This window comes from Cryobacterium sp. PH31-L1, assembly GCF_030063145.1.
Taxonomy (GTDB): domain Bacteria; phylum Actinomycetota; class Actinomycetes; order Actinomycetales; family Microbacteriaceae; genus Cryobacterium.
The window spans coordinates 74,135-97,294 of record NZ_JASISM010000007.1; the positions used below are offsets into that span (position 1 = coordinate 74,135).

A 23,160-nucleotide genomic window follows, 5' to 3' on the forward strand; every position below is an offset into this window, starting at 1 on the left:
ATCTTACGCCGAGATTTTGAGCCACGATTTTCGGTGTAGAGGGCTCGGCCCAAGCAGGTTGATCGCGCTCATGTGTGCCGCGCTGCCGTAGCCCTTGTTCGACGCCCAGCCATAGCCGGGAGTGTCGTCGTGTGCGGCAATCATCAGGTGGTCGCGGTGCACCTTGGCAATAACGGATGCCGCCGCCACCGACCCGCAATCCCGGTCGGCTTTGATGCGGGTCACGACGTTCAACGGGGTGGCCAAAGCCTTGTTCAGCCAGTCGTCACTGCCATCGAGCAGCACGATGCTGCCGGCCACATCCACACCCTGTGCGTGCAGATCGGACAGGGCACGCTTACCGGCCAGCCCGAGGCAAGTGATGATACCGAGCTCATCGACCTCGGCGGCCGAGGCGAGCCCGACGGCCGAGTGCGTCGCCCAGGCCGACGCGAGCGGCGCGAGCCGTTCTCGGCGCGATTCGCTGAGCATCTTGGAATCGCGCAGTCCCACCGGCATGGTCAGAACGGATGCGTTCACCGCGGCGAATCCTACGGCCACCGGCCCGGCGAGGGCGCCGCGGCCCACCTCGTCACAGCCGATCACGAAGCGTGCGCCGGTGCGCAGCAGGTCGAACTCCACCTCGAGGGTGGGGTCGGACACCGCCACTACTCGGAGCCCTTGTCGGCTTGTTCCACCTCGCGGAACACATCGGGGTAGTCATCCAGCCAGGCCCAGCGTGCCAACGGCCAACTCACGACGAGGGCTCGACCGACCACGTTCTCGACCGGAACGTAACCCTTCCCTGCGGTATCGCCGTTGTAACGAGAATCCTTGGAGTTGTAGCGGTTGTCGCCCATCATCCAGAGCGAGTCCGCCGGGATGGTGACGTCGAAGTCGTCCTTGGAGACCTTTGTGTCTCCCGCCGGCAGCAGCACGTAGGCCGACTCGTCGAGCGGAATGTCGTTGACGCTCATCTGGCCGAGCGCGTTGCAGCATACGACATGGTCGCCGGGCAGCCCGATGACGCGTTTGATGAGGTGGTCGTTACTGTCTGGTGCCGAGAGCCCCACGACCGAGAGGAGCCAGTCAGCGCCGGCCACGATCGGGTTTTGCACCACGTCGGCCTGCGGCAGCAGCCATCCGCCCGGATCCTTGAACACGATGACGTCGCCGCGCTTGATCGGAATCAGCTTGGGTTCGAGCTGATTCACGATGATGCGGTCGTTGATCTGCAGGGTGTTCTCCATCGACCCGGAGGGGATATAGAACGACCGGATCAGGAAGGTCTTGATCAGGAAGGAGATGAGCAGTGCGACGACGAAAATGATCAGGAGGTCGCGGATGAACAGTAAGACGCTGCGCTTCTTGCTGGGCGCCTTCTTACTGCGAGACTTCTTCGACCCTGTCACCCGATGATCGGACCTGGAGGCGAGCACTTCATCTGTCATTTAACCGCCTGAGCTCCCCATCAGTTTAGGTGATGGGGAGCTCAGTGAAGAATCCGGTTGGATCTTTGGTTGGCGCGAGAGTTAGCGCTTTTCCTTGATCTTGGCCTTCTTGCCGCGCAAGTCGCGCAGGTAGTACAGCTTGGCGCGACGAACGTCGCCGCGGGTCACGATCTCGATGTGGTCGATGACCGGGGAGTGCACCGGGAAGGTACGCTCGACGCCGATCTGAAAGCTGACCTTGCGAACGCAGAACGTTTCGCGCACGCCTTCGCCGGAGCGGCCGATGACGACTCCCTGGAAGACCTGGATACGAGAGCGGGTTCCCTCAATGATGTTGACGTGAACCTTGACGGTGTCGCCCGCACGGAAGTCAGGAAGATCCTTCTTCAGTGATGGGGCATCTACTGCGTCGAGAATATGCATGTTGTTTCGCTCTCTGTACCCGCCACAGGTCGACTACGCTAGGTGCTTCATTCGAAGCAATCAGTATGAGGATGTGCGCCGCACAAAGCAGGTTCCCCTGTGGCAGAGTCCTGCAGCGGCACAATCGCCTATTCTGCCATGAACTGCGCCCGGCCGCAAAGCGGGGCCCGATCGGTCAGGGCCGGTCGCGCTTTTCTTCGATGATGATGGTCTCGGGGGTGCCGGGTCGGCCGAAGGGTGCACCGCGGTCAGGCAGTGGATGCTGCGGCCCGGCCGGTGAAGACTGGCCCGGCGCAGCCTGCCCGCGCGCCTGCTGTTCCACCAGGTCGACCATGGCGCGCACGCGGCGACGGGCGGTATCGAACAGCTCCCAGACGGCGAACCAGAACACGGCCAGCCCGCCGATGATGACGAGCACACTGAGCCAGCCAGCGGCATCCGTCGAAAAGGGAATGGCGATGATCAGCAGGTGCCAGAGGGCGAGCACGCCGACATCGGCGTAGGAGACCGCCCGGGTTTCGCGGACCTCCTTGCGCGCGTAGATGACGAGTGCCACCAGAAGCAGCCCGAGGCCGATCAGAACGGCTCCGAAGAAGATGCCCAGCACCGCCCAGGCACCGGAGCCGAATATGGCGGACCCGACGAGAAGCCAGAGCGGCAGGGCTCCGGCGGCAATGAATTGCCAGTGGTAGAAGGCACGGCGGATGATCACGACCCCAAGTTTATCGACGGGGACTGACACTAACCTTGGCGTTCGCTGGAGGCAGAAGATTGTGCTTTAGTTTGTGCGCGGTAACAGATCGGGGCGCACCCGTTCGGTGCGTTCGATCTGCTGCTGGCGCCGCCAGGTGCTGATGGCGCCGTGATTTCCGCTGAGCAGAATCGGCGGCACGTCGAGGCCGCGCCAGCTGGCCGGCTTGGTGTAACTCGGGTATTCGAGCAGGCCGTCCTCGTGGGATTCCTCGACGAGGCTCGCCGGGTTGCCGACGACCCCGGGAATGAGTCGGCCGATCGCTTCGATCATGGCCATGACGGCGACCTCTCCCCCGTTGAGCACGTAGTCGCCGAGGCTGACCAGGCGCACCCGGCCGCGCTCTGAGTAGTGGTCGACCACACGCTGGTCGATGCCCTCGTAGCGGCCGCAGCCGAAGACGAGGTGCTGCTCGAGGGAAAGATCACGGGCCATCGCCTGGGTGAACTGGTCGCCCGCCGGTGAGGGAAAGATGAGGATGGGGCCGCCCTCGGTCGGTGCAGCGGGCGGTGCAGCGGGCGGTGCAGCGGGCGCTTCGGCACCGAGGATCCCGTCGAGGGCTGCGCCCCAGGGCTCAGCCTTCATGACCATGCCGGCACCGCCGCCGTAGGGGGTGTCATCGACGGAGTGATGCCGGTCATGGGTGGAGTCGCGCAGATTGTGCACGCCCAGATCAATCAGTCCACTCTGCCGGGCCTTGCCGAGCAGTGACAGATCGAGCACATCGAAGAATTCGGGAAAAATGGTGACAATATCGATGCGCATGGTCAAATTCTAGAAGAGTCCGGCGCGCTCTCTCGCCTCTAGGTACCGGTCGAGCACCAGATCAACCAACGGAACGGGGGCGGATTCCCCCGGAACGAGCAGCGGAGCGGTGACCAGGTCGGCGCCGACGCTCTGGGAGCGGGTCAGGTCGAAGAAGAATCCGGGGGCCATGAGATAGGTGCTGACGGTGACGTTGGCGCTCCGGAGCCGTGCCCCGGTGACGGCGCAGGCCAGTCGGGGGGTGGCGGCCGAGAGAAAGCCAACGGTGACGCGCACGCCGAGGCGCTGTTCCAGCAGGGCTCCGACCGTGCGGCAGTCGTGCACGGCGCGTGCATCGCTCGAGCCGGCGGCAGCGAGCACGATCTCCTGGCCCGGTCCCCGCTTGTCGAACCCGTCAGCCAGAAGGCGCTGCACGAGCACATCGATGAGTCGGTCGTCCGGGCCGAGGGCGCGCGAGACTGCCGTCACACGGTCGTGCTCGCGGGTCTCACGCTGCAGGTCGACGTGCACGTGGTACCCGGCCGAGAGCAGCAGCGGCACCACGACGGCGGCGCAGTCCGGGCGTACCGCGCCGAGGCTCGCCGCGACATCCGGTTGCTGCACATCAACGAAGCCGCCGGTCACTGCCAGATCGGGGCGGGCAAGGGAGACTGCTGAGACGAGGGCTGCGATGGCGGCCTGGCCGTCAGGCGAGTTGGTGCCGTGTGAGATGGCGACGAGCGCGGCGGGCAGCAGCGTGCTGATCGCAGCGCGGCGCCCCAAGGTGCTGCGCCGTTCGGTGTCGCGCCGTTCCCCAAGCAGTGTCATGCGGCAGCGAATAGTTCAGTCTCGACCGCGACCTCGATATAGCCGCCGACAATGCGGGTTTCGTAGGTGTTCAGCACGAGGGTGGGGTTGGTGAAGCATTCGCCGGTACCGAGGTCGTAGACCTCTTTGTGCAGCGGTGAAGCGATGGTGGGGCGGTCTCCTTTGGATCCGACGATGCCGCGGGCCATGACGTTGGCCTCGGTGTGCGGGTCACGGTGGTCGACGGCGTAGATCTCGGTGGGCGAGAGCAGAAACAGGGCGATCTGCTTCATGCGAATCAGTGCGGCTTCGCCCCAGCTGGGTTCCAGATCGGTCACGGCGCAGGCGCGCTCCCAAACGACGGAAGGACGGGTCATCGTCATGTCTGTCATGGTCATCGTGCACTCCCGGGGGGTTCGTGTTGCCGTGCTCCCACGGTAGGCGAGCCATATTTCGGCCAGTCGCCCCCTATGTTTCCCCCGAGTGAAACCCGCCTCACAGCGGGAACGCCGCACTGTGGGGCTTTCGACCAGTACGGGACACACGTGCGACACGAGGGTGAAACTGCCCCGAACTACGCTCATGATCGCCCCGCTTTGAAAGGATGCTGATGCCAGCTTCTCGTGAAACCGCCTCCGCGTATTCTGCCCCAGACGCTGCGGCTCCCGCTATCGAGTCGACGCACGCCGTCACATCGACGAGCCCAGCGGATGCCGCCAGCGCCGATCAAGACGCACCGCGCCGCGTCATCGTGATCGGCGGCGGCCCGGCCGCGCACCGCCTCACCGATGCGCTGCACTCCCGCGACACCGAGCACGCCCTCTCGATCACCGTGCTGGCCGAAGAAAACCACCGACCGTACGACCGGGTCGCGCTGAGCCAGCGCCTGGCCGGCCTGATTGACCTCACGCTCGAGCCCACGGACCCGTGGGACAGCGCACGCATCGCGCTGCGCATCAACGAAGGGGCCACGAGCATCGACCGCACGCTGCGCACCGTGACGACGTCGATTGGCGCCGTGCTGGAGTACGACGACCTCGTGCTCGCCACCGGGTCCAGCGCCCCCGTACCGAAGCTGCCCGGCCGCGAGCACATTCGGGTGTACCGAACCCTCGACGACGTCGACGCCCTCGTCGACGAACTCGCCTCACTCACCGTGTCGCTCGGCCGCACCCCCAAGGTCGTCGTGGCCGGCGGAGGTCTGCTCGGCCTTGAAGCGGCCGGCGGGCTGCACAAGCTCGGCGCCGAGTCGGCCATCGTGCACTCCGGCGGGTGGCTCATGTCCGCCCAGCTCGACGAGGGCGGCGGACAGGCCCTCGGCCGGCTCATCGTCGCCCAGGGCATCGAACTTCACCTCGGTACCCGCGCCCGCACCATCCTCACGAACGACGACAACACCGCCGTGACCGGCCTGCAGCTCGGTAACGGCCGCGACATCGCCGCCGACTTGGTCGTCTACGCGATCGGCATCTCGCCGCGCGACGAACTGGCCCGCGATGCCGGGCTCACCGTGGGCGCCCGCGGCGGCGTGACGATCGGCAACGACTGCCGCACCAGCGACCCGAGCATCTGGGCAATCGGCGAGGTCGCCAGCTGGAACGATCGCTGCGTGGGCCTCGTCGCCCCGGCCAATGCCATGGCCGAGGTCGTCGCCGACCGTCTGCTCGGTGGCATCGCCGAATTCACCACCGTCGACGACGCCACCAAGCTCAAACTCTCCGGCGTCGACGTCGCGAGCCTCGGCGACGCCCTGGCCACGACGCCCGGATCCCTCGAAATCGTCTACGCCGACCCGGCCCGCGGGCTGTACCAAAAGCTCGTCATGACCGACGACGCCAAAACCCTGCTCGGCGGCATCTTCGTCGGCGACGCCACCCCCTATTCCGCGCTTCGCCCGATGGTCGGCCGCGAACTCAGCAGCGAACCCGCCGCCTACCTGTCGGCGGCCGGTGTCGAGGCTCCGGCCGGCGATGAACTGCCCGATGACGCCCTGGTCTGCTCCTGCAACATGGTCTCGGCCGGGGCTGTGCGCGGGGCTGTGCGCGGCGACGAGCCCGGAACGGAAAATGCTCGTGACGCCTGCACTGAACTGGGCGCCCTCAAGGTCTGCACCCGCGCCGGCACCCAGTGCGGATCGTGCGTGCCGCTGGTCAAGAAGATCCTGGAGGCCGATCTGACGGCATCCGGTCAAACGGTGTCACACGCACTGTGCGAACACTTCGACCTGAGCCGCCAGGAGCTATTCGAATCGGTGCGGGTGCTGGGGCTCGTTTCGAGCGACGAGATCTTCTCCCGCTTCGGCACCGGCCGCGGCTGCGATGTCTGCAAGCCCGCCGTCGGTTCCATTCTGGCCAGCCAGAACACGTCGTACATTCTGGATGCCGGCCGCGGCACCCTGCAGGATACCAACGACCGCGCCATGGCCAACATGCAGAAGGACGGCACCTACTCGGTGGTCCCCCGAATTCCCGGCGGCGAGATCACGCCGACCAAGCTGGCGGTGATCGCCCAGGTCGCGCTCGACTTCGACCTCTATACCAAGATCACCGGCGGACAGCGCATCGACCTGTTCGGCGCCCGGTTGGAGCAGCTGCCCGACATCTGGCGCATCTTGGTGGACGCCGGCTTCGAGTCGGGGCAGGCCTACGGCAAAGCGCTGCGCAACGTGAAGTCCTGCGTCGGCTCCACCTGGTGCCGGTTCGGAGTGCAGGATGCCGTCGGCCTCGCCATTCGACTCGAATTGCGCTATCGCGGCTTGCGCGCGCCGCACAAGTTCAAGTTCGGGGTGTCGGGCTGCGCCCGCGAATGCGCCGAAGCCCGGGCCAAGGACGTCGGCATCATCGCGAGCGACAACGGCTGGAACATGTACGTCGGCGGCAATGGCGGTTTCCAGCCGGCGCACGGGCAGCTGCTCGCGACCGACCTCGACGAAGAAACCCTGATCAAGTACATCGACCGCTACATGATGTACTACATCCGCACGGCCGATCGGATGCAGCGCACCGCGCGCTGGATGGAAGACTTGGAGGGCGGCCTCGACCACGTGCGCGACGTCGTCATCAATGACTCGCTTGGACTGGCCCAGCAGCTCGAGCAGGCCATGCTCGCCCACGTCGACAACTACGAAGACGAGTGGGCAGCAACCCTCGCCGACCCGGAACGACTGCGCCGGTTTCGTTCTTTCGTGAACGCTCCAACCGAACCAGACCCGAGCATCGCGCTCGTTACGGAGCGTGACCAAATAAGGCCGGCGACCCCGGCCGAACGAGCCTCGCCCGGTACTGTTCTATTAAGTGGAAGCCGCATTCCCGTTCGAAAAGAGTAAGCAAATGACAGCCCAGAGTTCCCGTACGGCTGGGTCAGTCAGCTCTAGTTCAGTAGCCGCCGGCCCAGTGACCACCGGCCCCGTCACCCTGGTGGGTGGCGGCCCAGGTACCGCTGAACTGCTGACCTTGGCCGCCGTGACCGCCCTCGCGCAAGCGGATGTCGTGTTGTTCGACCGCCTGGCGCCGAGCGACGACCTCGCCTCCCTGGCACCCCAGGCGACGCTCATCGACGTCGGCAAACGCGCCGGCAGCCACCCGGTGTCGCAGACCGGCATCGAAGAGCTCATGGTCGAGCATGCCCTCGCCGGCAAACGCGTCGTGCGGCTCAAAGGCGGCGACCCCTACGTCTTCGGCCGCGGCAGTGAAGAAGTGCTCGCCTGCCACCGCAACGGAATCGCCGTGACCGTCATCTCCGGCGTCACGAGCGCGATCGCGGTGCCGGCCGCTGCCGGAATTCCGCTGACCCACCGCGGTATCAGCCACGCCTTCACCGTGATCAGCGGCCACGCACCGCTCACCGACAACGAACTCGAAGGGCTCACCCTGCTCGGCAGCACCATCGTGGTCCTGATGGGCGTCGGCACCCTGCCGACCCTCAGCCAGGGACTGCTCCGCCACGGCATGGCGGCCGAGATGCCGGTGGCCATTATCGAACGCGGTTTCAGCGCCACCCAGCGCAGCACTGTGAGCACACTGTCTGCGGTGCTGGCCGATGCCGCTACCGCCGGCGTGCGCAGCCCCGCCGTGCTGGTCGTCGGTGAGGTCGTACGCCTCGCCTACAGCGGCGACGCCGCCGCCGAGGACCTCGTGGCCCGAGCGGCCGAGTTCGCGAGCACCGACTGATGACGGAAATGAACGATGTGTCCGCACCCGATCTGCACGGGCACCACGTACGCATGCCGGGAGCCATCGAGCCGATCGAGGTCGCGGCACCGTTTCTGCAGCCGAACCAGCTCGAGGGATTTCGCATCGGGGTCACGAGCGATCGGCGTTCCAGCGACCTGATCGACGCCTTTGAGCGGCGCGGTGCGCGCGTCGTGCACGCACCGACTCTGCGCATCGCGCACTCGCAGCAGGACGGCCCCCTACTCGACGACACCCGCACCATGATCGCCGCGCGACCGGATATTCTGCTGGCGACCACCGGTTACGGAGTGCGCCGCTGGTTCGAGGTGGCCGAGGCCGACGGTCTCGGCTCCGCGCTGACCGACGCCCTGGCCGAGACGACCATCCTGGTGCGCGGGCCGAAAGCTCGGGGCGGCATTCGGGCAACCGGTCTCAATGACTCCGGGATGAGCGATTCGGAGACGACGGCGTCGCTCGTCGACAAGGTTCTGGCCGAATACCCGCCCGGGCTCACGATCGGAATCCAGGTGCACGGCGCCACCGACGAACAACAGCTCGACCGGCTGCGCGCGGTTCACGAACGCGTGCTCGTCGTCGCGCCGTACCGGTGGATCGCCGTCGATGACACCGACGAGAGGGTGTACAAGCTGGTCGAGGCTATTTGTGCCCGCCAGCTGGACTGCGTCACGTTTACGAGCGCGCCGGCCGTGCACGCCCTGTTCACTGCGGCGGAAGGCATGGACGTCTATCCTCAGCTCATCGCGGCGCTGCAGACCGAGGTCTGCGCGGCCGCCGTTGGCCCGGTGACCAGTGCCCCGCTCATTGCAGCGGGCATCGCGCCGATTCAGCCGACCCGGTTTCGCATGGGCGCGCTGATTCGACTGGTCTGCGAACACCTCGAGCAGAACATGATCGAGCGGGTTGAGACCCAGAACGGTCTCGTGCAGTTGCGCGGCGGGGTCGTGCAGGTCGGCGAGGATCGCATTCAGCTGCCGCCGACCGCCCTCGCCATTCTGCGCGCCCTCGTACGGGCACGAGGGGCGGTGGTCTCCCGTGAGGATCTCACGCTGGCCCTGGCCGGCGACTCCGACGATCACGCCATGGAGGTTTCGCTCAGCCGCCTCCGGCAGACGCTCGGCACTCCCGGACTGGTAGCGACCGTGGTCAAGCGCGGCTATCGCCTGAACGTGTAGCTCTCGGCACACAAATGCCGGGCTCTCCCACTGTGAATGCAGTGGCAGAACCCGGCATAAGTACGGGAAACGAGCGTTAGGGGCGGTCGGTCTCGGCAGCGGATGCCGCGGCATCCGTTTCAGAGTCAGTTCCACGAGCAGGCTCGGCGTCAGCCGGATCTTCGGGCAGCTCTTCGAGCAGCCCGGGCGGCGGCGTGATCGTGACCAGGCCGTTTTTCACGTCGACGCTCGGCACGATGGCCTTCACGAACGGGATCATGACGTCGCCGGTGGGCGTTTTCACGATCAACAAATCTTGCGCGGGCATGTGCTCGAGGCGACCGATGGTGCCGATGCGCACACCGTCACGCATGACGGCGAGGCCGACCAGCTGGTGGTCGTACCAGGCGTCTTCTTCATCCGACTGCTCGGCGACGTCCGCGTCGATCCAGAGGATCGCCTTCGCGAGCGTTTCCGCCGTTGAACGGTCGGGGACATCCTTGAAAAACCCGACCGCGTGCTGGTTGTACCAGCGCAGCTCGACGAGTTCGATCGTCTTGCCGTGCCAGGCCGAACCGGTCGGAACCTGCAGGGTGAACACGGCGCCCGGGACGAAACGTCGTCCCGGGTCATCCGTGAACAGTTCCAGCTTGATTGCTCCCTTGAGGCCGTGAGCTTTGGTCAGGCGCCCCACCCGGAGTTGCTGGGTGCGGTCCTTCTCGCTGTCGGACACCGGTCTAAAAATCGGTGTCGACGACGTCGACGCGAACGCGTCGACCATCGGCCAGAGCTGCAACGAGGGTACGCAGGGCCTTAGCTGTGCGACCCGCACGACCAATGACCCGGCCGAGATCCTCGGGGTTCACACGAACCTCGAGCACCTCGCCTCTTGCAGAATTCTTTTCTGCAACGTGAACATCGTCCGGGTGATCAACGATCCCCTTGACGAGGTGTTCGAGCGCGGGAGCAAGCAACAGTTACGCCTCTTCGGTTGCTTCGGCAGCAACCTCGGGGGCCTTGGCGACCGGCTTCTCGGCCTTGGGCTTGAGAACCGGCTTCTTCTTTTCGTCAGCGACGAAAGCGACCTTCGGTTCCTTCACCTTGACGGTGCTCTTGGCGTTCTTGTCGCCCTTGAAGATGCCCCAGTCGCCCGTGAGCTTGAGGAGTGCAGCAACCTGCTCGGTCGGCTGAGCGCCGACGCTGAGCCAGTACTGCGCCCGAGCGGACTTGACCTCGATGACCGAGGGCTCCTCCGTGGGGTGGTAGATGCCGATTTCTTCGATGACACGACCGTCGCGCTTGGTGCGCGCGTCGGCAACGACAATGCGGTAGTACGGTGCACGGATCTTGCCCATGCGCTTCAGACGGATTTTGACAGCCACAATTCTCCAGTGTTAATTCGTAGTTTGGCGAACCTTGGGCCGTGAGCGTGGGGGCACACTCGGCATAAGCTCTATAGGATCACGTTGCACCGAGATAGAGGGTCGGGCACAACGGATCGCGACTAATCATTGTGTCAGAGATTGCTGTCATTGTGATAATCGAACCTCAACGGCCGTCACCGGTCCACCCAAGGAGCACCCGTGCCACTCGACTTCGCCCGATCTGCCCGCTCGACCGTGGGCATCGAGTGGGAGGTCGCCCTCGTCGACCGCGAGACCGGCGATCTGGCAAATATCGCCGACCAGGTGCTCGACGCCCTGCGCGGCCCCGACGGTTCGGTCCACCCCACGATCACGGGTGAGCTGCTGCTCAACACGGTCGAGCTGGTTTCCGGCGTGCACGACACCGTCGGCCACGCGGTAGCGGATGTCGCCGGCCAGCTCGGCGAGGTACGTCGCGTTCTGGAAGGTCGCGAGGTGGACGTGATCTGTAGCGGATCGCATCCGTTTGCGCAGTGGTTCGACCAGACCATCACCGACAAGGCTCGGTATCACAAGCTGATCGACCGCACGCAGTGGTGGGGGCGCAACATGATGATCTGGGGTATCCACGTGCACGTCGGCATCGAGGACAAGGCCAAGGTCATTCCCATCATGAACGGCCTGCTCACCTACGTGCCGCACCTGCAGGCGCTCAGCGCATCGAGCCCGTTCTGGGCCGGCGTCGACACCGGCTACGCGAGCAATCGCTCGCTCATGTTCCAGCAGCTTCCAACCGCCGGCCTGCCGTGGGACCTGCCCGACTGGGAGGCCTGGGAACGCTACGTCGACGACATGGCGGTGACCGGCATCATCGAGGACGTCACCGAAGTGCGCTGGGATATTCGCCCGTCACCACGCTGGGGCACGATCGAAGTGCGCGTCTGCGACGGCGTCTCCACCACCGTGGAGCTCGGCGCGATCGCCGCGTTCATCCAGTGCCTGGTCGAGTGGATGTCCACCCGCCTCGATGCGGGCGAAGACGTACCGCGCATGCAGCCGTGGTTCGTGCGTGAAAACAAGTGGCGGGCGGCCCGCTATGGGCTGGGCGCCGAGATCATCCTCGATGCTGCCGGTGCCGAATGCCTGGTAACGGATGACGTGCGTCGCCTCATCGAGACGCTCTCCCCCACCGCGGAGCGCCTCGGCTGCCTGCCGGAGCTGCTCGGCCTCCACCGCATCATCGACGAGGGCGGCAGCTCCCAGCGTCAGCTCGCTGTCGCGGCTGCCCACGGCGACAGCCTCCCCGCGGTCGTCGCGGCCCTGAGCCACGAACTGGCCGAGGGGCTCGGAAAGTAGCGATCAGGCATCCGCTCTGCACGGTTTACGCGTTCTTGCTGTCGCGCCAGGCCAGCCAGTCGGTGGCCGGGCCGAGGTCGTAGTCGGGGCCGGTGATGCCGACCGTGAACAGGCGAGTGCCGAGGTCGTAGAGTGCGTCGGCGTCTTGCACGGTGCGACCGCGCAGCTCGGTGGAGATCTCGATCTCATTGATATCGCGGCCGACCTCATCGCACCAGGCACCGAGCACGCCGAGCTTGTGCTCGAGCACTTCGGGGTTCGAGAACGAGTGCCAGATGTCGGCGTGCTGGGCCACGATGCGCAGGGTTTTCTTCTCGCCGCCGCCGCCAATGAGCACCGGGATGTCACGGGTGGGCGGCGGGTTGAGCTTAGCCCAGCGAGCCTCGATGCGATTGAGGCTGTCATCGAGGGCGTTCAGCCTCGTTCCGGGCGTGCCGAACTCGTAGCCGTACTCCTGGTAATCGCGCTCGAACCAGCCGGCGCCGGTGCCGAAGATGAAACGTCCGTCGCTGATGTGATCGATCGTGCGGGCCATGTCGGCCTGCAGGTCGGCGTTGCGGTAGCTGTTGCAGTTGACCAGGGCACCGAATTCGAGGGTCGTGGTCTGCTCGGCCCAGGCGGCGAGGATGGTCCACGATTCAAAGTGCAGGCCATCCGGCTCGCCGGTGAGCGGAAAGAAGTGGTCCCAGTTGAAGGCGATGTCGGCGCCGAGCGCCTCGACCTCGGTAAGAGTGTCGCGAATCTTGGAATACTGGGCGTGCTGCGGGGCGATCTGCACGCCGAGGCGCACGCTATGGTTCGTCGTTGAGGTCATGCATCCAGCCTATGGCCGTGCCCCGTGCGGGTCGCGACCCCCGCTGACGAATTCAGCGCGGGTTCCCAGCCTGCTCGTCGGGCCGATCTTGTGGCCACGGGCCCAGTTTGTGAGCTGGGCTTGTGGACGGGGCTGTGCACCGTCCACAAGCGGATGCTACCGGCCGAGCATTTTCTGCAGCGCGGCCACTTCCTCTTCGGTCGGGCCGCCGGCCTTGCCCTTGCCGGGCTGGGCGCCGGAGCCGAGGCCGAAACCCGAGCCCGCGGCATCCGAAGCAGTCTCGCTCGCGGGCTTGACGCCCGAGGCGATCGCGGCGTTCTCGGCGGCACGCTTGGCCGGGTTGCCCGACTTGGAGCCCTTCTTCTTGGCCACCGGCTTGGGCTTGCCGCCGTAACCGGCGCCGGGGATCTGGCCCATGCCGGGAATGTTGGGCATGCCGCCCTTGGCGACGGTTTTCATCATTTTGGCGGCCTGCTCGAAACGCTGAACGAGCTGGTTGACCTCGGTGACGCTCGAGCCGGAGCCGCGCGCGATGCGCAGGCGACGCGATCCGTTGAGCAGCTTCGGCGTGGTGCGCTCCAACTTGGTCATCGACTGGATGATCGCCTCTGTACGTACGATCTCGCGCTCGTCGAAGTTTTCCAGCTGCGCCTTCATGGCGCCGGCGCCGGGGAGCATGCTCATCATCTTCTTGATCGAGCCCATGTTGCGCAGCTGCTGCATCTGGCCGAGGAAGTCGTCGAGAGTAAAGGTGTCAGTCGCGAACTTCTCGGCGACCTTGCGGGCTTCGTCTTCGTCGAACGCGCCCTGCGCCTGCTCGATCAGGGTGAGGATGTCACCGAGGTCGAGGATGCGGCCGGCCATGCGGTCGGGGTGGAACGGTTCGAAGTCGTCGAGCCCCTCACCGGTCGAGGCGAACATGATCGGGCGTCCGGTGAGCGAAGCGACCGAGAGTGCGGCGCCACCGCGGGCGTCACCGTCGAGCTTGGTCAGCACGACACCGGTGAAGTCGACGCCATCCTGGAACGCCTTGGCCGTGGCGACTGCGTCCTGGCCGATCATGGCATCAATGACGAAGAGCACCTCGTCGGGATCGATCGCCTTGCGGATGTTCGCGGCCTGCTTCATGAGCTCGGCGTCAACACCGAGGCGTCCCGCGGTGTCCACGATGACGACGTCGTGCACCTTCTGCAGGGCGTACTTCACGCCGTCGCGGGCGACCTTGACCGGGTCACCGACGCCGTTGCCGGGCTCGGGCGCGTAAACGGCGACGCCGGCCTGCCTGGCGACGACCTCGAGCTGCGTGACGGCGTTCGGGCGCTGCAGGTCGGCCGCGACGAGCAGCGGGGTGTGGCCGTCTTTGGCGAGCCACTTGGCGAGCTTGCCGGCGAGGGTGGTCTTACCCGCACCCTGCAGGCCAGCGAGCATGATGATGGTCGGCGGCTTCTTAGCGAATTCCAGCCGACGCTGCTGACCACCGAGAATCGTGATGAGTTCGTCGTTGACGATCTGCACGACCTGCTGGGCCGGGTTCAGGGCCTTGCTGACCTCGTCGCCGAGGGCGCGCTCGCGCACCTTGCCGGTGAAGTCCTTGACGACCTCGAGGGCGACGTCGGCGTCGAGAAGGGCGCGACGAATCTCGCGAACGGTGCCGTCGACATCCGCTGCGCTGAGCTTGCCCTTGGTGCGAAGGTTTTTGAACGTCTCGGCAAGACGATCTGAGAGGTTTCCAAAAGTAGCCATGATGATTTCAGTTTATCGGCCCAATTGCGCTCGGTGCGATCAGTCGCTCGACCGCATGCACCACGTTGGCCCGGCGCGCCGCCACCACTGCCGGGGCGACGGGGTTGCCGCGCGGCACCACGGCTCCGGGCTCGTGCATCCAGGCCGACGCGATGCCGAAGATGAGGGTCATCAGCTGAACCGGATCCCACGCAGCGTCGACCCGTCCCGCCTCCTGCGCCAAACGGATGCGCCGCACCTGTTCGTCGCGATAGCCCAGCATGACTTCGAGGGCCGGCAGCCACGTGCCGTCGGTTTCGAGCCGGGCCCAGTCGATCATGCGCAGGTGGTCGCCGTGCAGCACCGCGTGATCAAACAGGGCACCGGCGAAGGCCGGTACGTCATGGGCGGTGAGCACGGCGTCGCTCGCGAACTCGCGCAGGTTCACTTCCAACACCTCGAGGAACAGCTGCTGCTTGTCCGAGTAATAGGCGTACAGGCGTTCCTTGCTCGCCTGCGCGTTCTTCGCGATGCGGTCGATGCGTGCCCCGGCCAGTCCGTAAGCGGCGAATTCAGCGCGCGCCGCCTCGAGAATGCGGGTCTGGGGGTCTGCTCCGTCGCGTGCCATGATTTCACTATAGTTCATACAAAACGAACTAGTTCGTTCGGTATGCACGATAGAGTCGAACTCATGCCCGGTATCAGCACAAATCAGTCCAGTTCCGCTCCGCCCGCGTCGAGTGCCACCACGCCCCACCCCCGAAAGTGGCTGCTGCTCGCCATTGTCGCGCTCGCCCAGCTCACCGTCGTGCTCGACGGCACCATCGTGAACATCGCACTCCCCCAGGCGCAGGAAACGCTCGGCATGACCGACGGTGACCGCACCTGGGTCGTCACCCTGTACTCGCTCGTATTCGGCGCGCTACTGCTGCTCGGCGGGCGCATCGCCGATTTCTGGGGTCGCAAGCGTTCGTTCATCGTGGGCATGGCCGGGTTCGCCATCGCCTCCGCCCTCGGTGGTGCAGCCCAGAGCACCTGGGAGTTACTCGCCGCCCGCGGCCTGCAGGGACTGTTCGCAGCCCTGCTCGCTCCGGCCTCGCTCGCCCTGCTCACGGTGAACTTTCCCGGCGGCAAGGACCGCATCAAGGCGTTCGCCGTCTATGGCGCTATCGCCGGTGGCGGTGCAGCTGTTGGCCTCATCCTCGGCGGCGTGCTCACCGAATATGCGAGCTGGCGCTGGTGCCTCTACGTGAACGTGCCGATCGCCATCGTGGCGATTGCCGCTGCGATCCCGGTCATCCGCGAGAGTAAAGCGCACGGCGACACCCGGTATGACGTGCCGGGAGCTGTTCTCGTGGCGCTCGGCCTCGGATCTCTGGTGTTCGGCTTCGCCCAGGCGGAGAACGGGTGGGGCACCTGGCCGGTGCTGGTGTGCCTGCCTCTGGGACTGGTGTTGCTTGGACTGTTCGTGTTGGTGGAAAGTCGGAGCAATCATCCGCTGCTGCCGCTTCGCATCATGGCGAACAAGGTGCGCGGCGGCGCGTTTCTGACGGCCCTGCTATCCGGCGCAGCACTACTCGGCGGGCTCCTCTTCCTCACGCTCTACTTTCAGATCGTGCTGGGCTACACCCCGATCCAGTCGGGCCTTGCTTCGCTGCCGATGACCGTGACGATCATGATCGGTGCCGGCGTGCTGTCAAAGTTTCTGGCCAGCACCGGCGTACGCATTCCGATGACCGTGGGACCGATCGTCGGCGCATCCGGGTTGCTCTGGCTGACCGGCATCACGGTCGGCGGCAACTACGCGCTCGAAGTGCTGCCCGGGCTGATTCTGCTCGGTGCCGGCCTCGCGATGATCTTCGTGCCGCTGCAGAACGTGGCGCTGTCGGGGATCGCCGAGCATGATGCCGGTGCGGCGAGCGCGGCCGTGACGGCCATGCAGCAGATCGGCGGATCGCTCGGAACAGCCCTGTTCACGGCGCTGTACACCGCCGCTGTGAGTTCGTATCTGGTCGACAGGGTACCGTCACAGGCCGTGCAACTCGGTGCTCTCGTGAGCGGATACCAGTCCGCTTTTCTGTGGGCGGCCGTCATCATCTTCGCGGCGGGGCCCATTGCGTTCTTCCTGGTGCGCCCGCGCAAGGAGGACCTGCTCGGCGCGGGGTCTGTGATTCACCTGGGGTAGCCGGCGCGGGCACCGGCCCACCTTAGAGAAGCGGGCCCACGATAGATCATGGGCCCGCTTTCCGGGCCCGGGCCCGGTACAGAAAGGTTAGCTGTCGAGGGCTACCAGCACGGTGTCGCCGTGCACGTCGATCGTGACGACGAGCAGGCCGTCGGTATCGTCGGGACTGATGGCGTACTCGAGCACGGCGAAGTGCGCCTCGCTGCCGTTGTGGTGCGGGTGGAAGCCGATCCGCTGCAGGCGCAGGGAGCGCAGAAAGTCGATCTGCTGGTCTCCAGAGTCCCAGATGATGGCGTTCTCAATCGCCTCCTGGTCCATTTCGTCGAGCTGCTCGGCGATGTACTGGCTGGTCACCGACACCTCAGCCGACAGGTCGGCCACCAGCGACTCGCGCACCTGCGAGTCGAGGTCCTCCATCGCGCCGATCATGGCTGCGGCAATATCCAGAGCCTCGGCGGTCACCGATTCTTCATCGGGCGAGCTGAGATCGACTTCGACGCTCTGGTCACCGAGTTCGGCCGACTCCGACCAGTAGACCTCGCCCTCGTCTTCGTCGCCGAGAATTCCGAAGAAATCGTGTTCGATGCTCATATCGCTCCCTTAATGTTGTCCATCAGCCGACGAGTTTCTGCGCGAACACGTGCGGGGTGAACCCGGTGAGGTCGTTGATGCCCTCACCCTGCCCGACGAGTTTGATCGGGATGCCCGTTTTCTCCTGCACGGCCAGCACGAAGCCGCCGCGGGCTGAGCCGTCAAGCTTGGTCAGCACGAGCCCGGTCACTCCGGCATGTTCGATGAACGCCTCGGCCTGGGCGAGCCCGTTTTGACCGGTCGTGGCGTCGAGCACGAGCAGCACCTCGGCGATCGGGCCCTGCTTCTCAACGACGCGGCGAATCTTGGTGAGCTCGTCCATCAGCCCGCCCTTGGTCTGCAACCGTCCGGCGGTGTCGATGAGCACGATTTCTATGCCCTCGTTCTTCGCCTTCTCGACGGTTTGAAAGGCGACGGATGCCGGATCCTGGCCGGTCATCTGCGGCTTGACGATTTGCGCACCGGCGCGTTCGGCCCAGGTCGACAGCTGCTCGACCGCGCCGGCGCGGAACGTGTCGGCGGCCCCGATCACGACGCTGCGACCGTAGGTGCCCAGAAACTTGGCGAACTTGCCGATCGTCGTGGTCTTGCCCACGCCGTTCACCCCGACGACCAGCACGACGGCGGGGCGCTCGGACAGCGTCAGGGTGGAGTCGAGAACCGAGAGCCGCTCTTCGATGCCTTCGCGGAGCATCCGTTGAAGATCTGTCGGATCAGTCGTGTGGTACTTGGCGACCTTGGCGCGCAGATCGGCGATGACGGCTTCGGTTAAATTCGGGCCGAAGTCGGCCTGCAGCAGGGCATCCTCGAGGTCGCCCCAGGTGTCAGCGTCGATGGTCTTCTTCGCGAACATTCCGCGCAGTGCGCCGGAGAGGGACCAGGGGGTGCGTTCAGCCATGCCCCTAGCCTACGGGGACGGCGACGGCTTGCGCGGCGACCGGTTACCCGGCTGGCGCTTGACACGTTCCGCGCAACCTGTGTGACGCCGCGTGACAGTGTGTGACAGCACGTGACCGGCTCGCTGCCCCGTATTCGTGCGGCGCAGTAGCGTTGACGTCGTTGCTTCGGATCCCAAATACCGAGGCGGCGCCGCAAACCGAGGGAGCCGACGTGCCGAACGAAACCGAGACGGTGCCCACCGTTGCAGCCGGGGCCGGCAGCGCACCAGCAGCCGCCAAGCTAACCGCGGCCCGCCCGCCACGGCCCTCAACGCGCCCGAACGGCCAGTGGAAGATCGACGGCACCGAACCACTCAACGGCAACGAGGTCTGGAAGCAGGTCGACAATGGCCTCGCCGTGCGCGACCGCATCGAACAGATTTACTCCAAGCGGGGTTTCGACTCCATCGACGGCACCGACCTGCACGGCCGTTTTCGCTGGTGGGGCCTGTACACCCAGCGGAAGCCCGGCATCGACGGCGGCAAGACCGCCACCCTCGAAGCCGAGGAACTAGAAGACCGCTACTTCATGCTGCGCGTGCGCATCGACGGCGGCCAGCTCACCACCGAGCAGACCCGGGTGATCGGTGAGGTCTCGCGCGATTTCGGCCGCGACACCGCCGACATCACCGACCGCCAGAACATTCAACTGCACTGGATCCAGATCGAGGACATGCCCGAAATCTGGCGTCGCCTCGAAGCCGTCGGACTCGAGACCACCCAGGCCTGCGGCGACGTGCCGCGCGTGTTCCTCGGTTCCCCCGTTGCGGGTATCGCCGCCGACGAGTTGATCGACCCCACCGAGTCGATCAACGAACTCGCCCGCAAGTATCTCGGCACCGACGAATTCGCGAACCTGCCGCGCAAGTTCAAGACCGCCATCACCGGCCACCCCAGCCAGGACGTCGTACACGAGATCAACGACATCGGCCTCGTCGCCGTCGAACACCCCGAACTCGGTATCGGCTACGACCTCTGGGTCGGCGGCGCGCTGAGCACCACCCCGCGCCTGGCCGAACGTCTCGGCGCGTTCGTGGCCGAAGACAAGGTGTCCGAGGTGTGGCGGGGCGTCGCATCCATTTTTCGGGACTACGGCTACCGCCGCCTGCGCGGTAAGGCACGCCTGAAGTTTCTGCTCGCCGAGTGGGGCACCGAGAAATTCCGTCGTATTCTCGAAGACGAATATCTCGGCTACACCCTGCCCGACGGACCCGCCGCACCCCGCCCGAAGACCCAGGGCGACCACATCGGCGTGCACAAGCAGAAGGACGGCCGCTTTTACATCGGCGTCGCGCCGTTTGTCGGCCGTGTCTCCGGCCAGACCCTCACCAAGCTCGCCGACCTGCTCGAAGCCCACGGCTCCAGCCGGCTGCGCACGACGCCGCACCAGAAGATCGTGGTGCTCGACGTCGCCGAAGAGCACGTCGAACCTCTGATCGCGGCGCTCGACGAGATCGGCCTCTCGGCCCGCCCGAGCCTGTTCCGCCGCTCCACCGTCGCCTGCACCGGCATTGAATTCTGCAAGCTCGCCATCGTCGAGACCAAGCAGTCCGCAACGGATGCCATCCTCGAGTTGGAGAAGCGTCTCGCCGACATCGACGCCCCACACCCGATCACCCTGCACGTGAACGGATGCCCCAACTCCTGCGCCCGAATTCAGACCGCGGACATCGGGCTCAAGGGACAGCTACTGCCGGACGGCAGCGGCGGCTCCACCCCCGGCTTCCAGGTGCACCTGGGCGGCGGACTCGCCTCGGTGGATCGGGACGAGGCCGGACTCGGTCGGACGGTGCGTGGACTCAAGGTGACCGCCGAGGACCTGGCTGACTACGTCGAACGCCTCGTGCGCCGTTTTCTGGCCGCCCGCATCGCCGACGATGACGAAACCTTTGCCCAGTGGGCGCACCGCGCCGACGAGGAGGACCTCACATGAGCGCCATCAATCTGAACGCCGTCAAACGGGAGGCCGCGGCATCCGCTGCCCCCGCCCGCACGCTGCTGCCGCGCCGGCCGGCCGCCGAGCTGCAGGCCTTGGCCGAAGCCGGCTCGGCCGAACTGGCGCAGGCCGCAGCGGCCAACGGCCGGGAAGCCACCGCCGCGGAGGTCGTCGCCTGGGTCGCGCGCAATTTCGGCGCCGACTCGGTTGCTGTCGCCTGCTCCATGGCCGATGCGGTGCTGCCCGAGATCGTGTCGACGCAGCTGCCCGGCGTGGACGTCTTGTTTCTCGACACCGGCTACCACTTTGCCGAAACCTACGAGACCCGCGACGCGGTCGCCGCCGCCCTGCCGGTCACCGTCGTTGACGTACTGCCGCTCACCACCGTGCCGGAGCAGGACGCCCTGCACGGCGCCGAACTGTTCGCCCGCGACCCCAACGCCTGCTGCGCGATGCGCAAGGTCGAACCGTTGCAGCGCTCCCTCGGCGGTTACGAACTGTGGTTCACCGGTGTGCGCCGCGATGAAGCCCCCACCCGCGCCAACACGCCGCTGGTCACCTGGGACGAACGCAACGGCCTGGTCAAGGTCAACCCGGTCGCGGCCTGGAGCTACGACGAACTGATGGACTACGCCACCCTGAATCATGTCCCGGTGAACGTGCTTCTTTCGCAGGGCTACCCCTCCATTGGTTGTGCCCCCTGCACCCAGCCCGTCGCGGCCGGTGCTGACCCCCGTTCCGGCCGCTGGGCCACCCTCGAGAAGACAGAATGCGGGCTCCACCTATGACCATCACAACCCACCGCCTCTCCGAACTCGACGTGCTCGAGAGCGAAGCGATCCACATCATTCGCGAGGTCGTCGCCGAGTTCGAACGCCCGGTTTTGATGTTCAGTGGCGGCAAGGACTCCGTCGTCGTGCTGCACCTCGCCGCCAAGGCGTTCTGGCCGGGCAAGATTCCTTTCACACTGCTGCACGTGGACACCGGCCACAACTTTCCCGAGGTTCTGAAGTTTCGCGACCAGACCGTCGCCGCCCACGGCGTGCGCCTGACGGTCGCCAAGGTGCAGGACTACATCGACGACGGACGCCTGGTGGAGCGCGCCGACGGCACTCGCAACCCGTTGCAGACCCTGCCACTGCTCGACGCGATCGCGGCCGGTCGGCACGACGCCGTCTTCGGCGGTGCCCGTCGCGACGAAGACAAGGCACGCGCCAAGGAACGCATCCTCTCGCTGCGCGACGAATTCGGCCAGTGGGACCCGCGCAACCAGCGCCCCGAACTGTGGAACCTCTACAACGGACGCCACACCGTCGGCCAGCACGTGCGCGCCTTCCCGATCAGCAACTGGACCGAACTCAACGTCTGGCGTTACATCGAACGCGAAAACATCGAGCTGCCCCCGCTGTACTACGCCCACCAGCGTGAGGTCTACCGCCGCGACAACATGTGGCGCTCGGTCAGCCCCGTCAGCCTGCCCCGCGCCGACGAAACCGTCGAAACACGCACGGTGCGCTACCGCACCGTGGGCGATATGAGCTGCACCGGCGCGGTCGACTCGAATGCGGCATCCGTCGCCGACGTCGTGCGCGAAGTCGGCGTGAGCACGATCACCGAACGAGGCGCCACCCGCGCCGACGACCGCATCTCTGAGGCCGCCATGGAAGACCGCAAGAAGGAAGGATATTTCTAATGAAGAATTCGCTCAGTCTGGGCGCCCTCATGCTCGGAACCGCCCTTCTCCTAAGCGGATGCGCGACCTCGGTCAGCGCCGAGCCCGCCACCGACCAGGGACCAGCCGCCGAACTGCGCCTCGGCTACTTCGACAACGTCACCCACGCCGCCGCGCTCGTGGGCCTGCAGAACGACTTCTTCGAGGACGCCCTCGGCGATACCACGCTGAGTTCCCAGATCTTCAGCGCCGGGCCGTCTGCCGTTGAGGCCCTGAGCGCCGGCGCGATCGACGCCGCCTACATCGGCCCCAGCCCTGCCGTGAACACCTTTGTGCAGAGTGGCGGCCAGTCGGCGGTCATCGTGGCCGGAGCCGCCAGCGGCGGTGCAGCGCTCGTCGTGCGCGACGGCATTGACACCCCGGGCGACCTGGCCGGTACCACTCTCGCGACGCCCCAGCTCGGCAATACCCAGGATGTCGCCCTGCGCTCCTGGCTCGGCGACGAGGGCTATGAGACCAGCACGATCGGCGGCGGCGACGTCACCGTCTCACCGGGCGACAATGCGCAGACCCTGACCCTGTTTCAAAGTGGCAAGATCGACGGCGCCTGGCTACCCGAGCCGTGGGTATCCCGGCTCGTCCTCGAAGGCGGCGGTCACGTTCTGGTGAACGAAGCCGATCTGTGGGACAACGGCGACTTTCCGACCACCGTGCTCCTCGTGCGTAAGGCCTTTCTCGAGGAGCACCCCGATACCGTGAGCGCCCTGCTCGAGGGTCACGTCACCGCCATGGACTGGCTCACCCAGAACCCAGCCGAGGCCGGGGCCGCTATCAACGCCAAGCTTAAAACCGACACCGGTAAGGCCCTCGCCGACGACGTTCTAGCCCGGGCCCTGACCGAAGTGACGTTCAACGTCGACCCACTGGCCTCGACCTTTCCGGTCTCACTCGCCGAAGCGGTCACGGCCGGCCTCGCTAAAGACGGCGACCTGAACGGCCTGTTCAACGTGGCGCTGCTCAACGCCGTGCTGGTGAAAAATGCAGAAGAACCGGTCTCGGCCGACGGATTGGGAACGGAATAAC

General features: G+C 65.9%; 24 protein-coding genes. 9 read left to right on the forward strand and 15 right to left on the reverse strand.

Features of this window, described 5'->3' with window-relative positions; genetic code table 11:
* Positions 1-3 precede the first annotated feature (3 nt).
* The 7 genes from rnhB to nirD all read right to left on the reverse strand — a co-directional run bounded on the left by rnhB (position 4) and on the right by nirD (position 4,547).
* On the reverse strand, positions 4-648 hold the full coding sequence (gene rnhB, locus QMF22_RS14500; protein ID WP_283454857.1) for a ribonuclease HII: 645 nt from the start codon (positions 646-648) through the stop codon (positions 4-6).
* Positions 648-1,430: a signal peptidase I gene (gene lepB / locus QMF22_RS14505; protein ID WP_283454860.1), complete on the reverse strand. Its 783-nt coding sequence runs from the start codon at positions 1,428-1,430 to the stop codon at positions 648-650. Before lepB ends, rnhB begins: the two co-directional genes overlap by 1 nt.
* An 81-nt stretch (positions 1,431-1,511) precedes the next feature.
* Positions 1,512-1,853: a 50S ribosomal protein L19 gene (gene rplS, locus QMF22_RS14510; RefSeq protein ID WP_092108884.1), complete on the reverse strand. Its 342-nt coding sequence runs from the start codon at positions 1,851-1,853 to the stop codon at positions 1,512-1,514.
* A 175-nt stretch (positions 1,854-2,028) separates the two neighbouring features.
* Positions 2,029-2,565, reverse strand: a complete 537-nt coding sequence (locus QMF22_RS14515; protein ID WP_283454864.1) for an MFS transporter — start codon at positions 2,563-2,565, stop codon at positions 2,029-2,031.
* Between the two features lie 66 nt (positions 2,566-2,631).
* Positions 2,632-3,369, reverse strand: coding sequence for a tRNA (guanosine(37)-N1)-methyltransferase TrmD (gene trmD / locus QMF22_RS14520; protein WP_283454866.1), 738 nt, complete (start codon positions 3,367-3,369; stop codon positions 2,632-2,634).
* A 9-nt stretch (positions 3,370-3,378) separates the two neighbouring features.
* The gene (locus QMF22_RS14525; protein ID WP_283454868.1) at positions 3,379-4,176 is read right to left on the reverse strand and encodes a sirohydrochlorin chelatase; all 798 of its coding nucleotides are present in this window, start codon (positions 4,174-4,176) and stop codon (positions 3,379-3,381) included.
* Positions 4,173-4,547, reverse strand: coding sequence for a nitrite reductase small subunit NirD (gene nirD, locus QMF22_RS14530; RefSeq protein ID WP_283455033.1), 375 nt, complete (start codon positions 4,545-4,547; stop codon positions 4,173-4,175). Before nirD ends, QMF22_RS14525 begins: the two co-directional genes overlap by 4 nt.
* A 218-nt stretch (positions 4,548-4,765) precedes the next feature.
* Between nirD and nirB the strand changes: the two genes are divergently transcribed.
* The 3 genes from nirB to QMF22_RS14545 are packed head-to-tail and all read left to right on the forward strand — an operon-like array spanning position 4,766 to position 9,520.
* The gene (gene nirB, locus QMF22_RS14535; protein ID WP_283454870.1) at positions 4,766-7,480 is read left to right on the forward strand and encodes a nitrite reductase large subunit NirB; all 2,715 of its coding nucleotides are present in this window, start codon (positions 4,766-4,768) and stop codon (positions 7,478-7,480) included.
* A 4-nt stretch (positions 7,481-7,484) separates the two neighbouring features.
* The gene (gene cobA / locus QMF22_RS14540; RefSeq protein WP_283454872.1) at positions 7,485-8,324 is read left to right on the forward strand and encodes a uroporphyrinogen-III C-methyltransferase; all 840 of its coding nucleotides are present in this window, start codon (positions 7,485-7,487) and stop codon (positions 8,322-8,324) included.
* On the forward strand, positions 8,324-9,520 hold the full coding sequence (locus QMF22_RS14545) for a uroporphyrinogen-III synthase (RefSeq protein WP_283454874.1): 1,197 nt from the start codon (positions 8,324-8,326) through the stop codon (positions 9,518-9,520). The genes cobA and QMF22_RS14545 overlap by 1 nt, the downstream gene beginning before the upstream one ends.
* Before the next feature lie 76 nt (positions 9,521-9,596).
* Here QMF22_RS14545 and rimM read toward each other — a convergent pair whose 3' ends face one another.
* Genes rimM through rpsP form a run of 3 tightly spaced genes read right to left on the reverse strand, consistent with a single transcriptional unit; the run spans position 9,597 to position 10,881 of the window.
* Positions 9,597-10,232, reverse strand: a complete 636-nt coding sequence (gene rimM / locus QMF22_RS14550; protein ID WP_283454877.1) for a ribosome maturation factor RimM — start codon at positions 10,230-10,232, stop codon at positions 9,597-9,599.
* A gap of 4 nt (positions 10,233-10,236) precedes the next feature.
* Positions 10,237-10,473: an RNA-binding protein gene (locus tag QMF22_RS14555; protein ID WP_092108900.1), complete on the reverse strand. Its 237-nt coding sequence runs from the start codon at positions 10,471-10,473 to the stop codon at positions 10,237-10,239.
* Positions 10,474-10,476: 3 nt separating this feature from the next.
* Positions 10,477-10,881 (reverse strand): 30S ribosomal protein S16, encoded by a 405-nt coding sequence (gene rpsP / locus QMF22_RS14560; protein ID WP_283454880.1) that lies wholly within the window; start codon positions 10,879-10,881, stop codon positions 10,477-10,479.
* A 201-nt stretch (positions 10,882-11,082) separates the two neighbouring features.
* Here rpsP and QMF22_RS14565 point away from each other — a divergent pair, with 201 nt between their 5' ends.
* Positions 11,083-12,219, forward strand: coding sequence for a glutamate--cysteine ligase (locus tag QMF22_RS14565; RefSeq protein ID WP_283454883.1), 1,137 nt, complete (start codon positions 11,083-11,085; stop codon positions 12,217-12,219).
* A 25-nt stretch (positions 12,220-12,244) separates the two neighbouring features.
* Here the strand turns inward: QMF22_RS14565 and QMF22_RS14570 are convergent, their stop codons facing one another.
* The 3 genes from QMF22_RS14570 to QMF22_RS14580 all read right to left on the reverse strand — a co-directional run bounded on the left by QMF22_RS14570 (position 12,245) and on the right by QMF22_RS14580 (position 15,383).
* Positions 12,245-13,033, reverse strand: coding sequence for an LLM class F420-dependent oxidoreductase (locus QMF22_RS14570; protein WP_283454884.1), 789 nt, complete (start codon positions 13,031-13,033; stop codon positions 12,245-12,247).
* A gap of 156 nt (positions 13,034-13,189) precedes the next feature.
* Complete coding sequence (ffh, locus tag QMF22_RS14575; RefSeq protein WP_283454886.1) at positions 13,190-14,776, reverse strand: signal recognition particle protein; 1,587 nt, start codon at positions 14,774-14,776, stop codon at positions 13,190-13,192.
* Between the two features lie 7 nt (positions 14,777-14,783).
* Positions 14,784-15,383: a TetR/AcrR family transcriptional regulator gene (locus tag QMF22_RS14580; RefSeq protein WP_283454888.1), complete on the reverse strand. Its 600-nt coding sequence runs from the start codon at positions 15,381-15,383 to the stop codon at positions 14,784-14,786.
* A 63-nt stretch (positions 15,384-15,446) separates the two neighbouring features.
* Between QMF22_RS14580 and QMF22_RS14585 the strand changes: the two genes are divergently transcribed.
* Entirely contained in the window at positions 15,447-16,940 is a 1,494-nt protein-coding gene (locus QMF22_RS14585) for an MFS transporter (RefSeq protein ID WP_283454891.1), read from the forward strand.
* An 87-nt stretch (positions 16,941-17,027) separates the two neighbouring features.
* Here the strand turns inward: QMF22_RS14585 and QMF22_RS14590 are convergent, their stop codons facing one another.
* The gene (locus tag QMF22_RS14590) at positions 17,028-17,531 is read right to left on the reverse strand and encodes a DUF2004 domain-containing protein (RefSeq protein WP_283454892.1); all 504 of its coding nucleotides are present in this window, start codon (positions 17,529-17,531) and stop codon (positions 17,028-17,030) included.
* Between the two features lie 22 nt (positions 17,532-17,553).
* Entirely contained in the window at positions 17,554-18,429 is an 876-nt protein-coding gene (ftsY, locus tag QMF22_RS14595; protein WP_283454895.1) for a signal recognition particle-docking protein FtsY, read from the reverse strand.
* A 233-nt stretch (positions 18,430-18,662) separates the two neighbouring features.
* Between ftsY and QMF22_RS14600 the strand changes: the two genes are divergently transcribed.
* The 4 genes from QMF22_RS14600 to QMF22_RS14615 are packed head-to-tail and all read left to right on the forward strand — an operon-like array spanning position 18,663 to position 23,159.
* A complete protein-coding gene (locus QMF22_RS14600; RefSeq protein ID WP_283455035.1) occupies positions 18,663-20,402 on the forward strand; it encodes a nitrite/sulfite reductase in 1,740 nt (579 codons plus the stop codon).
* Complete coding sequence (locus QMF22_RS14605; RefSeq protein ID WP_283454897.1) at positions 20,399-21,193, forward strand: phosphoadenylyl-sulfate reductase; 795 nt, start codon at positions 20,399-20,401, stop codon at positions 21,191-21,193. Before QMF22_RS14600 ends, QMF22_RS14605 begins: the two co-directional genes overlap by 4 nt.
* A complete protein-coding gene (cysD, locus tag QMF22_RS14610) occupies positions 21,190-22,098 on the forward strand; it encodes a sulfate adenylyltransferase subunit CysD (protein WP_283454898.1) in 909 nt (302 codons plus the stop codon). The genes QMF22_RS14605 and cysD overlap by 4 nt, the downstream gene beginning before the upstream one ends.
* Positions 22,098-23,159, forward strand: coding sequence for an ABC transporter substrate-binding protein (locus QMF22_RS14615; protein WP_283454900.1), 1,062 nt, complete (start codon positions 22,098-22,100; stop codon positions 23,157-23,159). The genes cysD and QMF22_RS14615 overlap by 1 nt, the downstream gene beginning before the upstream one ends.
* Position 23,160: the final 1 nt, after the last annotated feature.

Coding starts and splice junctions, on each gene's coding strand:
- lepB (WP_283454860.1), bottom strand. CDS start 1,430: ATGACAGATGAAGTGCTCGCCTCCAGGTCCGATCATCGGGTGACAGGG.
- rplS (WP_092108884.1), bottom strand. CDS start 1,853: ATGCATATTCTCGACGCAGTAGATGCCCCATCACTGAAGAAGGATCTT.
- trmD (WP_283454866.1), bottom strand. CDS start 3,369: ATGCGCATCGATATTGTCACCATTTTTCCCGAATTCTTCGATGTGCTC.
- QMF22_RS14525 (WP_283454868.1), bottom strand. CDS start 4,176: ATGACACTGCTTGGGGAACGGCGCGACACCGAACGGCGCAGCACCTTG.
- nirD (WP_283455033.1), bottom strand. CDS start 4,547: ATGACAGACATGACGATGACCCGTCCTTCCGTCGTTTGGGAGCGCGCC.
- nirB (WP_283454870.1), top strand. CDS start 4,766: ATGCCAGCTTCTCGTGAAACCGCCTCCGCGTATTCTGCCCCAGACGCT.
- cobA (WP_283454872.1), top strand. CDS start 7,485: ATGACAGCCCAGAGTTCCCGTACGGCTGGGTCAGTCAGCTCTAGTTCA.
- QMF22_RS14545 (WP_283454874.1), top strand. CDS start 8,324: ATGACGGAAATGAACGATGTGTCCGCACCCGATCTGCACGGGCACCAC.
- QMF22_RS14570 (WP_283454884.1), bottom strand. CDS start 13,033: ATGACCTCAACGACGAACCATAGCGTGCGCCTCGGCGTGCAGATCGCC.
- ffh (WP_283454886.1), bottom strand. CDS start 14,776: ATGGCTACTTTTGGAAACCTCTCAGATCGTCTTGCCGAGACGTTCAAA.
- QMF22_RS14580 (WP_283454888.1), bottom strand. CDS start 15,383: ATGGCACGCGACGGAGCAGACCCCCAGACCCGCATTCTCGAGGCGGCG.
- QMF22_RS14585 (WP_283454891.1), top strand. CDS start 15,447: ATGCCCGGTATCAGCACAAATCAGTCCAGTTCCGCTCCGCCCGCGTCG.
- QMF22_RS14590 (WP_283454892.1), bottom strand. CDS start 17,531: ATGAGCATCGAACACGATTTCTTCGGAATTCTCGGCGACGAAGACGAG.
- ftsY (WP_283454895.1), bottom strand. CDS start 18,429: ATGGCTGAACGCACCCCCTGGTCCCTCTCCGGCGCACTGCGCGGAATG.
- QMF22_RS14605 (WP_283454897.1), top strand. CDS start 20,399: ATGAGCGCCATCAATCTGAACGCCGTCAAACGGGAGGCCGCGGCATCC.
- cysD (WP_283454898.1), top strand. CDS start 21,190: ATGACCATCACAACCCACCGCCTCTCCGAACTCGACGTGCTCGAGAGC.
- QMF22_RS14615 (WP_283454900.1), top strand. CDS start 22,098: ATGAAGAATTCGCTCAGTCTGGGCGCCCTCATGCTCGGAACCGCCCTT.